Annotated in this window: 18 protein-coding genes and 1 pseudogene; 14 read left to right on the top strand and 5 right to left on the bottom strand. The window is 31.2% G+C overall.

The window, feature by feature from the left end:
* Window positions 1–201: 201 nt before the first annotated feature.
* The 3 genes from QSG86_RS12545 to QSG86_RS12535 all read left to right on the top strand — a co-directional run bounded on the left by QSG86_RS12545 (window position 202) and on the right by QSG86_RS12535 (window position 2,674).
* On the top strand, window positions 202–1,188 hold the full coding sequence (locus QSG86_RS12545) for an alpha/beta hydrolase (protein WP_317033362.1): 987 nt from the start codon (window positions 202–204) through the stop codon (window positions 1,186–1,188).
* 118 nt (window positions 1,189–1,306) lie between these two features.
* Window positions 1,307–1,741 carry a VOC family protein gene (locus QSG86_RS12540; protein ID WP_317031803.1) on the top strand — a complete coding sequence of 145 codons (435 nt, stop codon included), beginning with the start codon at window positions 1,307–1,309 and terminating at the stop codon, window positions 1,739–1,741.
* 756 nt (window positions 1,742–2,497) lie between these two features.
* The gene (locus QSG86_RS12535) at window positions 2,498–2,674 is read left to right on the top strand and encodes a hypothetical protein (RefSeq protein ID WP_317031802.1); all 177 of its coding nucleotides are present in this window, start codon (window positions 2,498–2,500) and stop codon (window positions 2,672–2,674) included.
* Window positions 2,675–2,847: 173 nt separating this feature from the next.
* On the opposite strand, the gene QSG86_RS12530 is transcribed toward QSG86_RS12535, so the two are convergent.
* The 3 genes from QSG86_RS12530 to QSG86_RS12520 all read right to left on the bottom strand — a co-directional run bounded on the left by QSG86_RS12530 (window position 2,848) and on the right by QSG86_RS12520 (window position 5,141).
* The gene (locus QSG86_RS12530) at window positions 2,848–3,021 is read right to left on the bottom strand and encodes a DUF2834 domain-containing protein (RefSeq protein WP_317031801.1); all 174 of its coding nucleotides are present in this window, start codon (window positions 3,019–3,021) and stop codon (window positions 2,848–2,850) included.
* 312 nt (window positions 3,022–3,333) lie between these two features.
* Window positions 3,334–4,481, bottom strand: a protein-coding gene (locus QSG86_RS12525; RefSeq protein WP_317030298.1) for an IS3 family transposase whose coding sequence is annotated in 2 segments (ribosomal slippage) — window positions 3,334–4,235 and window positions 4,235–4,481 — 1,149 coding nt in all. Because the reading frame shifts where the segments join, the coding sequence is not laid out codon by codon here.
* Window positions 4,482–4,856: 375 nt separating this feature from the next.
* Entirely contained in the window at window positions 4,857–5,141 is a 285-nt protein-coding gene (locus QSG86_RS12520; RefSeq protein WP_317031800.1) for a hypothetical protein, read from the bottom strand.
* Between the two features lie 1,041 nt (window positions 5,142–6,182).
* Between QSG86_RS12520 and QSG86_RS12515 the strand changes: the two genes are divergently transcribed.
* From QSG86_RS12515 to QSG86_RS12505, 3 genes are all read left to right on the top strand, one after another.
* A complete protein-coding gene (locus tag QSG86_RS12515; RefSeq protein ID WP_317031799.1) occupies window positions 6,183–6,371 on the top strand; it encodes a hypothetical protein in 189 nt (62 codons plus the stop codon).
* A gap of 172 nt (window positions 6,372–6,543) precedes the next feature.
* The gene (locus QSG86_RS12510) at window positions 6,544–6,834 is read left to right on the top strand and encodes a hypothetical protein (RefSeq protein WP_317031798.1); all 291 of its coding nucleotides are present in this window, start codon (window positions 6,544–6,546) and stop codon (window positions 6,832–6,834) included.
* A gap of 255 nt (window positions 6,835–7,089) precedes the next feature.
* Window positions 7,090–7,278 carry a hypothetical protein gene (locus QSG86_RS12505; RefSeq protein WP_317031797.1) on the top strand — a complete coding sequence of 63 codons (189 nt, stop codon included), beginning with the start codon at window positions 7,090–7,092 and terminating at the stop codon, window positions 7,276–7,278.
* A 143-nt stretch (window positions 7,279–7,421) separates the two neighbouring features.
* Here the strand turns inward: QSG86_RS12505 and QSG86_RS12500 are convergent, their stop codons facing one another.
* Window positions 7,422–7,844 carry a hypothetical protein gene (locus tag QSG86_RS12500; RefSeq protein ID WP_317031796.1) on the bottom strand — a complete coding sequence of 141 codons (423 nt, stop codon included), beginning with the start codon at window positions 7,842–7,844 and terminating at the stop codon, window positions 7,422–7,424.
* Between the two features lie 258 nt (window positions 7,845–8,102).
* On the opposite strand from QSG86_RS12500, the gene QSG86_RS12495 reads away from it, so the two are divergent.
* From QSG86_RS12495 to QSG86_RS12465, 6 genes are all read left to right on the top strand, one after another.
* Window positions 8,103–8,384 (top strand): type II toxin-antitoxin system RelB/DinJ family antitoxin, encoded by a 282-nt coding sequence (locus QSG86_RS12495; RefSeq protein WP_317031795.1) that lies wholly within the window; start codon window positions 8,103–8,105, stop codon window positions 8,382–8,384.
* Complete coding sequence (locus tag QSG86_RS12490) at window positions 8,384–8,728, top strand: hypothetical protein (protein WP_317031794.1); 345 nt, start codon at window positions 8,384–8,386, stop codon at window positions 8,726–8,728. The genes QSG86_RS12495 and QSG86_RS12490 overlap by 1 nt, the downstream gene beginning before the upstream one ends.
* A gap of 484 nt (window positions 8,729–9,212) precedes the next feature.
* Entirely contained in the window at window positions 9,213–9,782 is a 570-nt protein-coding gene (locus QSG86_RS12485) for a lysozyme (RefSeq protein WP_317032571.1), read from the top strand.
* A 482-nt stretch (window positions 9,783–10,264) separates the two neighbouring features.
* Window positions 10,265–10,483, top strand: coding sequence for a hypothetical protein (locus tag QSG86_RS12480; RefSeq protein ID WP_317031793.1), 219 nt, complete (start codon window positions 10,265–10,267; stop codon window positions 10,481–10,483).
* Between the two features lie 138 nt (window positions 10,484–10,621).
* On the top strand, window positions 10,622–10,855 hold the full coding sequence (locus QSG86_RS12470) for a hypothetical protein (RefSeq protein WP_317031792.1): 234 nt from the start codon (window positions 10,622–10,624) through the stop codon (window positions 10,853–10,855).
* Between the two features lie 194 nt (window positions 10,856–11,049).
* The gene (locus QSG86_RS12465; RefSeq protein ID WP_317031791.1) at window positions 11,050–11,247 is read left to right on the top strand and encodes a hypothetical protein; all 198 of its coding nucleotides are present in this window, start codon (window positions 11,050–11,052) and stop codon (window positions 11,245–11,247) included.
* Window position 11,248: 1 nt separating this feature from the next.
* Here QSG86_RS12465 and QSG86_RS12460 read toward each other — a convergent pair.
* A pseudogene (locus QSG86_RS12460) lies at window positions 11,249–11,780 on the bottom strand (integrase core domain-containing protein).
* 302 nt (window positions 11,781–12,082) lie between these two features.
* On the opposite strand from QSG86_RS12460, the gene QSG86_RS12455 reads away from it, so the two are divergent.
* Window positions 12,083–12,834, top strand: a protein-coding gene (locus QSG86_RS12455; RefSeq protein WP_410487449.1) for an IS5 family transposase whose coding sequence is annotated in 2 segments (ribosomal slippage) — window positions 12,083–12,305 and window positions 12,305–12,834 — 753 coding nt in all. Because the reading frame shifts where the segments join, the coding sequence is not laid out codon by codon here.
* 90 nt (window positions 12,835–12,924) lie between these two features.
* Window positions 12,925–13,676 (top strand): IS5 family transposase gene (locus QSG86_RS12450; protein WP_410487449.1). Its coding sequence is split into 2 segments (ribosomal slippage): window positions 12,925–13,147 and window positions 13,147–13,676, totalling 753 coding nucleotides; the frame shifts between segments, so codons are not numbered across the junction.
* Window positions 13,677–13,889 lie beyond the last annotated feature (213 nt).

The following is a 13,889-nucleotide window of genomic DNA, read 5'->3' as shown; positions in this document are numbered from 1 at the left end:
AAGATATCTAATAAAAGTTAAGTATATATCTGATCAGTTAAAAATTTTATAAGATACAATTAATTTAAAAGTGGCCTATAAATAAGTTTTAATTTAGACTAAGAATTAAATGTTGATCATATTAAAATATTTTTTTATGTATGTATTAAATGCATTGTGATATCAAATATAAATGAATACACGATTGAGTATGCTGTGAATATAAGATTTCTAATTTTATGTGTGGTCTTGAGTATTGGCTTCAATCTTACAGGATGTCAATCTGTAGAAAAAAGTAGCAAGATTATTGCAACTGGATTTAATACAGCAACACAGGTACAGAAGGTTTTTTTAAACTATCATGCACCAGATCATATTGGTATTTTATCTAATATTTTATATATGCGTGATCCGAATCTATCTTTTGATTTTTATCAGGCTCAAAATATTCAAAAATTAGATCAACGTCCAACGATTATTTGGATTCATGGTGGGGGATGGATCTCGGGTTCTAAAACCCATGCCAGTGGTTATTTTAAATTATTGGCTAATGAAGGATATAACGTTATTGCGATAGAATATCAATTTGCACCACAGAATATTTATCCAACACAACTACAGCAAATCAATCAACTTTTAAATTTTATCACTGAATATGCAGATGATTATGGAATTAATATAAATCATTTATATCTGGCAGGTGATTCTGCTGGTGCAAATTTAGCTAGTCATTATGCGGGTTTGGTATCTAATCCAGCCTTTGCTCAGCAATCAAATTTTAAGATATCTATTCAGGCATCACAAATTAAAGGTTTAATTTTACATTGTGGAATTTATAATTTGCAAAGTTTTGTAGAGACTGCACCTGAGCAGATGAAGTTATTTGAATGGGGAATCAATAATTTAGTACAAGCCTATACAGGTAATCGCAAAAATGATTTAGCATTTTTATCAAGTATTTCTCCTCAACATTATTTAAGTGCTCATTATCCACCGGTATTGATTAGTGGTGGAAATCATGATTTTTTGACTAAAACACAAGCTATTCCATTTGTTGAACAACTAAAGTCTAAAAAAGTTCCTGTAACAACATTATTTTATCCAAATTCTAAAGAATTACTTGTTCATGAATATCAATTTATGATGAGTAAAAAAGCAAGTCAGGAAACGTTTAAGAAAACTATAGGATTTATTCAGGAAACGAATTAACATTTGTATAAATCTTAAAATAGCATTTCTAATTTCGTAGTTAAACTGTATTTTTTCTTTGAAAAATGAATTTTTTACAGTATAAATACAGCATATTTAAGAAGAAAATGAGTTGTATATGTATCGTCTGAAAATTCTTTTTGTGGCAGGATTTGGTCCAATTACGACCGCCAATCAAACCAGTAAATCCTTTTATTTAGATACCTTAAATTTACCATTACAACCAATGTTCGGTAATGAATCTTATCTCAGTACCGAACAAAACCATCAGCTGGAAGGTGTGAAGCATTTCGCTCTTTGGCCATTATCTCAAGCAGCACAATCTTGTTTTGGTATAGATGACTGGCCAAAGGAAATCACAATACCTCAAAGCTGGATTGAGTTTGAAGTTGACGATCTTGCTGCTGCATCAGATCATATGGTAGCGCATGGTTATCAATTATTGGTTAATAATCGTATTGAACCTTGGGGACAGTCAGTCACACGTTTTTTAAGTCCAGAAGGTATACTGACCAGTTTAACAGTAACACCATGGTTACATGAAACTGTGTAAATATAAATGATGATTAAAATTTAAAAAAGTGCTTTATGTTTGATCATAACCATAAAAATAAGGGAAATAGATCCTTATTTTTATTTAAGATTTGAAGGTAAGTCAATATATTCTTGATATGATTAATATAAGCTAAACTATTGTTTTACATGGTAATATTTTTTATTAGCAAGGATAGTCACACCAGATGCGATAGAGAATAGTTAACTTGTTCAGTGCTTTATAGCAGAAGAGACGATATCATTGGTATGATATTAGATAATCTAATATTGCCATAAATGGATTGATTAAAATATTTTATATTATTGTTTTTAATTATAACGATGAGAGAAGGCTAACTTTATAAAATATGAGCTAATGACTGAGCTGGAATAAAATAAATTTATTATTGATCATGTGGTATTGAAATACATTATCTATTTTTCAATTGTTTTTTATTAAAAATATATTATAGAAATCAAAGTATTAAATGTAAAATTAGATGGGATTTACCTTGGTTGTTTAATTCAAATTATTTTATATGATTAAATTGTAGTTGATCATAAAATTCTACTGCTTGATGATTTTGTTTTTGTATTTAGATTAGAAGTATATTCGTTTAAAACTAAATTTAATATTTTAAAATGCTGAGCATTGTTGTTTTTTATAGTTTAGATATTTATTTGTTATAAAAAAGTTAAAGATGATATGAATTTTTTTCTAAATCTATTATTGTTTATTTAATAAATTTGATAGAACCAAATAGGAGGATATCTGGTGATTAAAGAAATCGCTTTAATTGGTGTAGGCGTTATTTTAGGAAAGTATTGTTTTCGTAAAGATAAAAAAGAAAAATGTGCACATTTTAACAGAGAAAAGTTATCAGAATACTGTCCTGTTAAAAAACATAAAACTGAGCAAGATACTACAGATTTAAAATCAGCAACTGAATGAAAAATAAAAACCACCCTTGGGTGGTTTTTTATATTAAAACTCAAGTTATGATATAATCAATTTTTTTTAGAATTATCACTTGGGATATTTTATGGGATATCGTATATGGTCTAAATTTTTAATTTAGCCATCTCTTTCAACATTTAGCTTTATTATACATTGTTAAATATTATCTATCGTTTTAATTTGAGTTCATTGTCAATATGGCACTGTTTCATATATAAAAATAGAGGTAATCCTACGGATGCTCCACCGAGTAGTGATGCAATGATAGGAATCCATATTTTCTTTATTTTAAGTTCCTTATTTTCATTTATAGCCATTAATATAATAACAAAAACAGTCAAAATGACATCTAACCAAGCAAAAGTTGCTAAAGGATTTTCAATAATCTGTTGAAAAAAAGATTAAAATTAACTCCATTTTTAATTAACCAGAGTATAAATTGTGAAAATGGAATTATTATTCCGATAATGGTAAGTAGGCCATATATTTTTTTCATATCTATCTTTTAATCGATTAAGCTTTAATTCTATTCTACCCTTAAAGAAGATTAAGATAAATTAAAAAAAATTAGAATTTATTTCAATCTTGATATAATATTTGAAGTGGTCAAAACAATTTGATTAAAATATGATATCTGAATAGCCACCAAAATTCTAGACACACATAACCATCTTTTGATGGGCCTTTTCATAATCTAATGGAGAACGTTGACCATTGGAACCATGTCTGCGTTTTGAATTATAGAACATCTCTATATATTCAAAGATATCGGATCTTGCTTCAGTTCTAGTTACATAGATTTTCTTTTTAATTCGTTCCCGCTTTAATAGCTGGAAGAAGCTTTCTGCAACAGCATTGTCATGGCAATTACCTCTACGACTCATACTACTTTCAAGATTATGATGCTTGAGAAATGTCTGCCATTCATGGCTGGTATATTGGCTACCTTGATCAGAATGAATTAGGACTTTGTTCTTTGGATTTCTTCGCCACAAAGCCATCAATAACGCATCTAAAACCAAATCTGTCGTGATTCTGGATTTCATAGACCAACCAACAACAAGACGTGAAAATAGATCAATCACAACTGCAAGATACAACCACCCTTCATGTGTACGGATATAGGTAATGTCCGTCACCCATAATTGGTTCGGCTGAGTTGGATTAAACTGTCGATTTAAGCTGTTTGCGGCAATGACCGCTGGAGTACCAGCGTGAGCTCTAGGTTTACGATAACCACGCTGTGATTTAAGACCATCTGCTTTCATCAGTCGATGTACTCGATTGATCCCGCAACTTTCGCCAACATCTTTCAAATCATAGTGAATCTTGCGATAGCCATAGACTCCGCCAGATTCCAGCCAGAATTGTTTAATCAGTTCTGAAAGCTGTTGCCGTTTCCTTGCAGTTTCACTAGTGGGTTGCTTTAACCATGCGTAATAACCACTGTGGTGAACATCTAATGTTGAACATAAACGACGAACAGGCCATATGTGCTGATTGTCCTGAATAAAGGCGTACCTCATTTGGACTGGCTTGCGAAGTACACCGCGGCCTTTTTTAATATGTCCCTTTCTTCAGTAACCCGTTGCAGCTCTTTTTTTAACTTTGCTAATTCTGCACTTGGATCATTAGACTCTATCGTCTTGGGCTGCTGTGGATCATAACGTTTAATCCAAGCATACAAACTATGGGTGGTGGTTCCTAAACGCGTAGCAACCTCGGCCACACTATGACCTTTCTCAGTGACCTGTTTTACTGCTTCAATTTTGAATTCTTCAGGATATCGTTTACTGCTCATAAGCACCTCGTTAATTAGCCATTTTATCTAACTAAAAGGTGTCTACAAAATCGGTGGCTATTCAATCATATCGGTAATTTATAATAGATCTATTTGATTATAAATTAAATTTAGATCATTAAATATTTTTAAAAAATAAGATAAGAAAGTATAATAAAGAAAATATAATGATAAAATTTTATTTTTATATCATTTTGATGTGAATTTAATGGCAAAATTTTAGTCTAGCTTAATTGAAAAGAAAGCATAGTTAATTAATTTACTATTTGAATTTATTTTTTAATTATATATAAAAAATTAAATTACTATGCTAGAAATAATCTATAGAAAAGATCGCATAAGTATAATACGTTGATTTAAAATTAATACTTATTATTAGGATGCCATAGTATACCTTTCATAATTATTAAGGAAGTCTTCAAAGATTTTTTGATCATTATTCCATAAATAAAAATATTCTGTAGTTTTTAAATTATTAAGATTTATAGAGAGTAAATAATATTGATTAAAAGGTTCATCAATACTCATCATTTCATTAATAGATAAACTCCAATAATTTCTTAAATCACTTGGGCTAATTGGTGCATAATTTCCCTTGATAATTTTAACTTCTTTACCATGCATCCAACCACCAATGCAAATCGCTTTGTCTTTTTTCATAGAATAACTCTTTTATAAATAAAATGATGACTTAAAATATGACAATCCAAACTATATCTTGGATGATTTTTATACATCATGAGTTTTTTCCTCCACTGATTAACTTAATTACCATCATTTAAAATTATTTAATTTGTTATTACATTACTTATAAAAGTAAGTAAAAGTTTTCAAGATTAAAACCAAAATATCTTTCTATAAGCATGTTTATCTAACTGTGAAATTATTGTGAAAAATCATATTTTTTTAACTTAATATAGAGAAATCTAAATTTTAACTATTTGTTTTTTATCTAAAATATAAGTTAAGTTTTTTTTAAAAATTATAAGTGAGTTTAAAATAGTGAGATTTTGCTAGGAGAGAATGTAATTATTTTATATTGAGCTATAGATTGTGTTTTACGATAGTATATCAAGATCAAAATTTGGGTCATATGCTGGAAAATAACATATTAGAAATTGATATATTATAACTAAAATATTAATTTATATAATTTTATAAATCACAGCGTGTTCTAGAGTCAATAAATAATTTTAAACTTTTCTATAATTTACGGGTTTTAAATTTTATAGCAAATATTTTAAGTCAATACATAAAATACTACGCTTATTAAAGCATGTTTAAAATAACTTAATTACCTATAAAATAAGAATAATTTTCTTCCGTAAGCTTAAAGCTGAGTACTTTTGATATTGTGGTTTGGGTTGATTTTGATCGATACATCACCATTCTCAAAACTTCGATCAGTATTTCATCTTTATTTAACACAAAATGATGATGCCCAATATTATGATATAAATTTATCACTTTAGATAGAAATATTCATATCATTGTACATATCTTACTAAAAATTTGATTTACAGTCTAATAGGGCTATTCTTTTTGTAATAAATGATATAAAGTCATATTTACATTGATGGATAAGTAAAGTAATTAGAAAAATAGGAGTGTTAATGTTTCAAAACCCGACCTGATCCTAAAGTACACGCTTAAAAGAGCAGAACTTTATACTTAATACTAAAAATAAAATGAGGATATATTATGTATAATGAAAATAGTCGCGCGCAATTAAAAAGAAATATGTTTAAAACACCAATGGTTGTTATTCAAGCAAAATCTTATCGATATGGCAAAAATAGAGCACATATTCAACAAAATCAATCTATACATATTTTAAAATGGATGTTTTTGGTCATAATGATAGTCATGGTTTTTTATTTTTCTAGATAAATAGCGTTAAATTAAGGAGTGATTATATATGCTTAATTTAGTCTTCGTATGCTTTTAATTGTTTGATGTCGTTAGAAAATCTCACTATCATGATGTAGTGAGATTATTAATTTTATCAAAAATATTGTCATCTATTCTTTTTTAGAAAATATATAATATAATGGAGAATAAAATGAATTTTAGATTTATAAATAATGATAATTTGGAAATTCATGGTGAATGTGAACAAGATTTAAATATCTCTGTCGACTTTGATCGTCCTCTAACAACGATTATAGATCAATCTATATCGATTGAAGCAGTTGCTGGAGAAATGAGTTTTTATAAAAAAATAGCCAGTGATTTATTTATTTCTGTTTTAATATTTGCTGTTGATAATGAAGGAAATGTTTTTGATGCTGATCATTTTCCAGATCTATCTATATTGGGTACTCAATGGAGTATTATAGATAAAGTAATTTGAGGACTATAATTTTAGCAATTTGGGCTGCTGTGTTTTAACTTAAAATTTAAATGAGATATTTTTAAATATAAGCATTCTAAGTTAGTTATTTAGACTGTAATATCTAGATCGGCTATGAATATACAGAGTCGATTACCTATAGTGTTCACTTTAAATTTAAAAAAAATATATGATGAGTGTAGCAATGTAATTACGATTGACTTTGCTGTCTATTTACCATAATTTTTTATAAGGAATTCAATATGGAGAGTTAATATGTTATTAAAAGTTGCAGATTTAATGATTAATGTAAGTCATATTAAATATATAAAAGTAAAGCATGAGTTAAATTGTGTAATTATTTATTTTTTAAATAATGTTAAAAAGAAAATATTTTTTTCAGAAAGAACAGCACTTGATGATTTTTTAACAAAAATAGGCCGAAATAATTATTATGCAGACTAAACTCACAGTGATAAGATGATTTTTAATATTAGATATGCTAATAAACGGTAAACCCTATAAAATTAAAGGAGATTTTCGACCTTTAAACTCTATTATTTGCAGGGAGCTTTACCGAGTAATCTTTTCATCATTTAAGCATGTGTTTAGATATCTTCAGGCTTTAAATCCACACCAATCATATTATTTATAATTTTATATTGTGGTGAACAATAAATAGTGACGAGAAGATTTCCATTTTGAATAACCTCTACGCCTGCTTCAATCGTCTGATTGATTTTATCAAATCCATGAAATACACGGTAGGTGGTATTTCCATTTGGCACATTGATGGCATAATTTTCATATCGACCAAATCCTTGCCATTGATAAGTTGAAGCTTTGGATTTAGGAATTGAAATTAATAAATCTGGTGAGCCTTTTTGACCAAATGAGTATGAAATTGAATTTTTTTTAGTAGAAAGTTTGATAGTTTTATGGTTGGTTGTTGTGCACTCAAAAATAGAACTATTGGCCAATGCTCCTGTACTAAGCGCGGATATCATGGTGAGAAGTAGCAGTTTTTTCATAATCTTTATCCTATTATATTGTTTGAATCATACACAAAAATAGAAAATTATAAATAATTTCTCATTTTTAAATGCATTATTGATGGCTTTGTAGCGAAAAAATCCAAACAATAAAGTCCTGATCCATGCTGATTAAGATAGCTGCAAAATCAACAGTTACTTGGACACTAATTCTTATTAAGGATGGACACCTACTGCTAACTTGTCTTGTGTCATTTTATGGCATAAAATGGCACTATTGAGATTGCGAGGTGTTAAATGTCTACATTAATCAAAAAGAGAGTTCAATATTCTGTTGATGAAGCTATTTCTGAATCAGCAGAGTACATTATTAAAAAAGTTGGGCTAACCCCTGCATCTGTTTTTAGTATGGTTATGGCTGAAATTGCCAAAACAGGTCGAATCCCTGTAAGCAATGAAATAAGTGATGAAGATTTTAAGACAGCACAGCTTATAGAGCTTAGTTATAATATCCCAAGTGTAAAAGTATCTGATACAAAATCTGCTCAAGCATTTTTAAATGATGACGGTGGGTACTAATGGCACAGGAGTTATATTGGGCTTACGTTGGTTTTACCGATATAGCTGATGGCAAAACTCGCCCTGTTTTATATATTCGACAAACAAAAAAAAACTACATCGTATTCCGTTTAAGCAGTCAATATGACAATAAATCTGATTTTATTAAAAGTAAATATATTGAAATTAGAGATTGGCAATTGATTGGACTGAGTAAAAAATCATGGATTGATACTGTGCAGACATATCAGTTACCAATTGATAAAACAAAATTAACTTACATTGGCAAACTATCTAAAGATGACTATGAACGATTAATTATTCATCTTAAAAATCAATACCTGTTTGTCCAAGTTGGGGAATAATCATTGTCCATTAGTTTGTGCCACTATCTGTCCAGTTGATGAAGAATATTCAATAGCTAAATACTCATCATGAGTGGCAGACATTTTTGAAGTATCTTAATTCAAAACAACACTATGGTTGCAATGGTTAGCGTTTTTCATTAGATAATGAAAATACCTATCAAAAGATGGTCGATCGTATCGTGAATATACAGCCAGTTTAAACAGGAAATATTATTGTCTTTTTTAAATTCTACGCTGCTATGATTATCGTTAGCTTCGTAATTGTAGCAATAGTAGCAGTCTTTATCATGATGTATTTTCGATATTTATCTCATAATTAGTTTGTGAGCTCAGTCTGTCCAATAATTTCCAGTCTCACTACTTATTCATTTATGATTCTCTGTTTGACATTTAACTGTATTAAACAGCAAGAAGACAAAATGATTGTTGAAGTCATTAATGAGTTAAAGAAAGCTAAAAAATGATATTTAGAAGGATAATGATGCAAAAAATATTTGATTTTTTACGCAAAATTAGCGGTGGTAAACTCACTCAAAAGCAAGTCGATGCTGTAGATAAACGCATTGCATTTGATCGCAAAATTTTACAAGATATGCTAAATCTCAACACTATGATTACATCAGATCAGGGCATTGCTTTGATTTGCAGCTTTGAGGGCAAGCGACTGCAAGCCTATGACGATGGTGTTGGTATCTGGACGATTGGCTTTGGTACCACGATTTATCCGAATGGTCAAAAGGTCAAAAAGGGGGATACATGTACTGAAGCACAAGCCAAACAGTATATGCGGAATGATTTAAAAGTATTTGAGCAGACCGTGAATGATGCTGTCACAATAGTATTAACACAAAATCAATTTGATGCACTGGTATCACTGACCTATAACATCGGCTCGGGTGCATTTAAAAATTCCACACTGCTTAAAAAATTAAATGCGGGTGATATTAAAGGCGCTGCCAATCAATTTGATGTGTGGGTCAATGCTGGTGGGAAACGATTGCAGGGATTAGTTAATCGTCGTGCTAAGGAAAAAGAGTTGTTTTTGAAGTAATGTAATATCAAAAATTAAGTTGCTGACGCGTAATATATTAGTAGCTATAAATTAATTTAATGTAGATGAAAACAAGCACAAAAGTATAGGTATTTATGGCTTTAGGTACTTAATAATTTCACAATTTAATTTCTTAGATTCTCAAATGAAGTGCAACAGAGATTAAATTATCAGAATGAAGCAAGATGAGCGAGAAATGGCTATTTAGCTAAACATGCGGATAAAGTAGCTCGAAGACGTCATTGTTCTCATCCTAACAGAATCCCTTATGAAATATGGGTTAATGTCATCTCTTATCTTGATCTTCAATGGAGCCCTGAACAGATTTTTTCTCGTATTCCTGTGAATTTGCATTCAATTGATCGTTTCATACGACAATATAAAAACAAAGCTGGACAGCTGAGTAATCGTAAAAAGAATTCATGACAGACAGATTGAGATAGCACACCGCTCTCGCTGAAGATCTTAAAATAGATACGATTGTGAGTAAGAAGCATCAACAATCATTGGTCTCGATTGTAGATCGTAAGACAGATTATTTATGGCTGCAAAAGTATAGCTCACGCAAGGCAGAGGAAATTTGTCAAACCACAATCTATCTATTTGAATCGATCAAAGATCAATTCAAGACGATTACCGCAGATAATGGTAAAGAATGCAGTCTGCATGAGTATGCTGCTGAAGTATTAGAAATAGACTGATATTTTGCTGATCCGTATAGTGCGTGGTAACGAGGCACGAATGAAAATACAAATAGATTAATCCGACAATATATTAAGAAAGGTAGTGATTTAAATGCTTATATAGATGAAAAACAGCTAAGTGCGGAACCAACGGCTTTGTTACAAGGGTTTGATAATATTGAATATAAAGTGAAAAACTCAGCTATTGAAAAGATAGATGAATATATTCCTACTACTGGTACATCAGTAGTAAGTTTAAAGGTCACAAAGTCATTATCAGAATTTTATGAGGCATTGGATATTTCGGCTGCAATGTCTGCAAGTTATGCAGCTGGAGCAAAGGCATCTCTTGCTAAAAAAATAATATTACAAATGAAAGTGTATGCGTAATTATTAAGGCCGTAAATCAAAAGGAACGTATTGTTCGTAACAATATAAAATTTACAGATAATGCTTTAAAAATCAAAGATGATATTGATTTATTTGTAAAAACTTATGGAGATACTTACGTCTCTGAAATTATTAAAGGTTCTGAATTTTATTCAATTTATATTTTTAATTCAGAAACAAAAGAGCAAAGTCAGATGGTTTCAGCCTCACTAGATGCTAGTGGAATCTATCCTGGTGGAAAAGCTGAAGGAAATTTTAGCTCTAGCATCAAGAATACTAGTAAAAATACAGAGGTTTCACTTACATGTGAGTTTTTTATTTCAGGCTTTAAAAACCCAGTAACACCAGAAAAAATGAACCGTACCGGGTTTGTCGGAGACTTTTTTATTTAAGTTAGGCCACCTGACCTAACGGGTTAATCTTATCATAGTACATTGCTTCAAACTCAAAAGGCGATACATAACCCAGTGCACTACACGCTTTTTATTGAACCAATCTACCCAGTTTAGTGTCGCAAGTTGTACATCTGCTAAACCTTGCCAATCTGCTTTTAGATATTCAATCACCTCTGTTTTGTATAAGCCATTCACTGTTTCAGCCAAAGCATTATCGTATGAATCACCAGTCGTACCGACTGATGCTCGTAAATTTGCTGCTTCTAAACGATTGGTATAGCGAATGGAAAGATATTGCACACCTCTTCGAGTTGTTTGATACGTTCTTGGTCTGAAAGCTGCTGTACTTTAACTGGATTTTGTTTATCTAAATATTTTTGATACCAAACACGTAGTGTTTCAGGAGTACAACCGATTTTAGGAGCAATAGCTGTGATCGCAGCCCAATTCGATGGATAATCTTTTTCAGATTCAATCAATAATTGAACCGCTCTTTCTCTGATTTCAGGGGTATATTTTAATTTTGTCATCGAACCTTGCGAAGCAGTGCTTCTCACTCAGAATATTGATTCTCCGACAAACCCGGTACGGTTCATAAAAGCAAAATAAAGAATTAGATACAATTATTGCTTTTGGTAAGCCTGTAAAATTTAAAAAGGAAAATTACCAGACAGGTGAGTTGATTACTCGAAGCGCTCAACGCAGAGTTCAGATGATTATTCCTGCAAATAGTAAAAAAGAAAGCTCACCATTAGGGCGTGTCCTCATTTGAAGAATAATATTTAAACGCCTAGAATTAGGCTCTACTTTATCTCCATTTCAATATTTTTCAATGGCACGTACTCTTCTCACAGATGATATTTGGCAACAGATTCAAGTAACAATGAAATTTCATGGTTGCTATAGCTCAAAGAACAGTAGAAATATTATGGAAGCTATTTTATGGAAACTACGCACAGGTGCGACATGGCGTGATATTCCTCAAGAGTTTTGCCCTTGGAAAACTGCTTATAACCGTTTTAATCGCTGGGCTATGAAAGGCTTATGGGATAAATTTTTTTCAAACTACGAGGCAGCTTGGACCAAGAATGGGTATTCATTGATGGAAGCTACATACGCGCGCATCAGCATGCAAGTGGAGCTCGGCATGGCTTCGAGCGTGCAATTGGACAATCTCGTGGAGGACTCACAACAAAGATTCATCTTGCAACCGACGCGAATGGATTACCGATTGATTTTAAAATCACTGGGGGTGATGTCCATGACAGCCAAGTTGCAGAACACCTAATAGATCTAATTGAAACAGCAGATTATCTAATCGCGGACAAGGGATATGATTCTGAATATATCAGGAAGTCTGCTAGAAATCGAAAAATGATACCTATTATTCCATTAAGATCAAATAGTAAGAAATTCAATCTTGATTTTGATAAGTACTTATATTGCTTAAGACATTTAGTTGAGAATGCCTTTGCAAGATTAAAACACTTCCGTGCAATAGCAACTCGATTTGATAAACTCGCACGTAATTATCAGTCTATGATTTATATCGCCTGCATGTTCATTTGGTGTAAATCTAAATGAGGACACACCCTAGGGCGTGTCCTCATTTGAAGAATAATATTTAAACGCCTAGAATTAGGCTCTACTTTATCTCCATTTCAATATTTTTCAATGGCACGTACTCTTCTCACAGATGATATTTGGCAACAGATTCAAGTAACAATGAAATTTCATGGTTGCTATAGCTCAAAGAACAGTAGAAATATTATGGAAGCTATTTTATGGAAACTACGCACAGGTGCGACATGGCGTGATATTCCTCAAGAGTTTTGCCCTTGGAAAACTGCTTATAACCGTTTTAATCGCTGGGCTATGAAAGGCTTATGGGATAAATTTTTTTCAAACTACGAGGCAGCTTGGACCAAGAATGGGTATTCATTGATGGAAGCTACATACGCGCGCATCAGCATGCAAGTGGAGCTCGGCATGGCTTCGAGCGTGCAATTGGACAATCTCGTGGAGGACTCACAACAAAGATTCATCTTGCAACCGACGCGAATGGATTACCGATTGATTTTAAAATCACTGGGGGTGATGTCCATGACAGCCAAGTTGCAGAACACCTAATAGATCTAATTGAAACAGCAGATTATCTAATCGCGGACAAGGGATATGATTCTGAATATATCAGGAAGTCTGCTAGAAATCGAAAAATGATACCTATTATTCCATTAAGATCAAATAGTAAGAAATTCAATCTTGATTTTGATAAGTACTTATATTGCTTAAGACATTTAGTTGAGAATGCCTTTGCAAGATTAAAACACTTCCGTGCAATAGCAACTCGATTTGATAAACTCGCACGTAATTATCAGTCTATGATTTATATCGCCTGCATGTTCATTTGGTGTAAATCTAAATGAGGACACACCCTAGTGAATTAGAAAATTATTATTGAGTGTTAATATTTTTAAAAGTTTTGAATTCGAAACCTTTACCCGCTGTGTGCGGGTTTCTTTTTACCTAAAGGACAGTAAATGCGTAAAGAAAACATGTAGGAATAATATTTTATAGAATGAGTTGATGATAAATTAATAATTGATAAATTTGAGTAGTTCCAATGCGATATTTTTTAT

Origin of the sequence: Acinetobacter sp. SAAs474 (assembly GCF_032823475.1) — a bacterium.
GTDB lineage: Bacteria > Pseudomonadota > Gammaproteobacteria > Pseudomonadales > Moraxellaceae > Acinetobacter.
The sequence above is the reverse complement of the archived record's forward strand: the minus strand, read 5'-3'. Positions and strand labels throughout refer to the sequence as shown.

Excerpts from the sequence above, each read along its gene's own strand:
- QSG86_RS12505 (WP_317031797.1), top strand. The coding sequence starts at position 7,090 with ATGTTATTAAAAGTTGCAGATTTAATGATTAATGTAAGTCATATTAAA.
- QSG86_RS12465 (WP_317031791.1), top strand. The coding sequence starts at position 11,050 with ATGGTTTCAGCCTCACTAGATGCTAGTGGAATCTATCCTGGTGGAAAA.
- QSG86_RS12510 (WP_317031798.1), top strand. The coding sequence starts at position 6,544 with ATGAATTTTAGATTTATAAATAATGATAATTTGGAAATTCATGGTGAA.
- QSG86_RS12500 (WP_317031796.1), bottom strand. The coding sequence starts at position 7,844 with ATGAAAAAACTGCTACTTCTCACCATGATATCCGCGCTTAGTACAGGA.
- QSG86_RS12495 (WP_317031795.1), top strand. The coding sequence starts at position 8,103 with ATGTCTACATTAATCAAAAAGAGAGTTCAATATTCTGTTGATGAAGCT.
- QSG86_RS12485 (WP_317032571.1), top strand. The coding sequence starts at position 9,213 with ATGCAAAAAATATTTGATTTTTTACGCAAAATTAGCGGTGGTAAACTC.
- QSG86_RS12490 (WP_317031794.1), top strand. The coding sequence starts at position 8,384 with ATGGCACAGGAGTTATATTGGGCTTACGTTGGTTTTACCGATATAGCT.
- QSG86_RS12515 (WP_317031799.1), top strand. The coding sequence starts at position 6,183 with ATGTATAATGAAAATAGTCGCGCGCAATTAAAAAGAAATATGTTTAAA.
- QSG86_RS12520 (WP_317031800.1), bottom strand. The coding sequence starts at position 5,141 with ATGAAAAAAGACAAAGCGATTTGCATTGGTGGTTGGATGCATGGTAAA.
- QSG86_RS12540 (WP_317031803.1), top strand. The coding sequence starts at position 1,307 with ATGTATCGTCTGAAAATTCTTTTTGTGGCAGGATTTGGTCCAATTACG.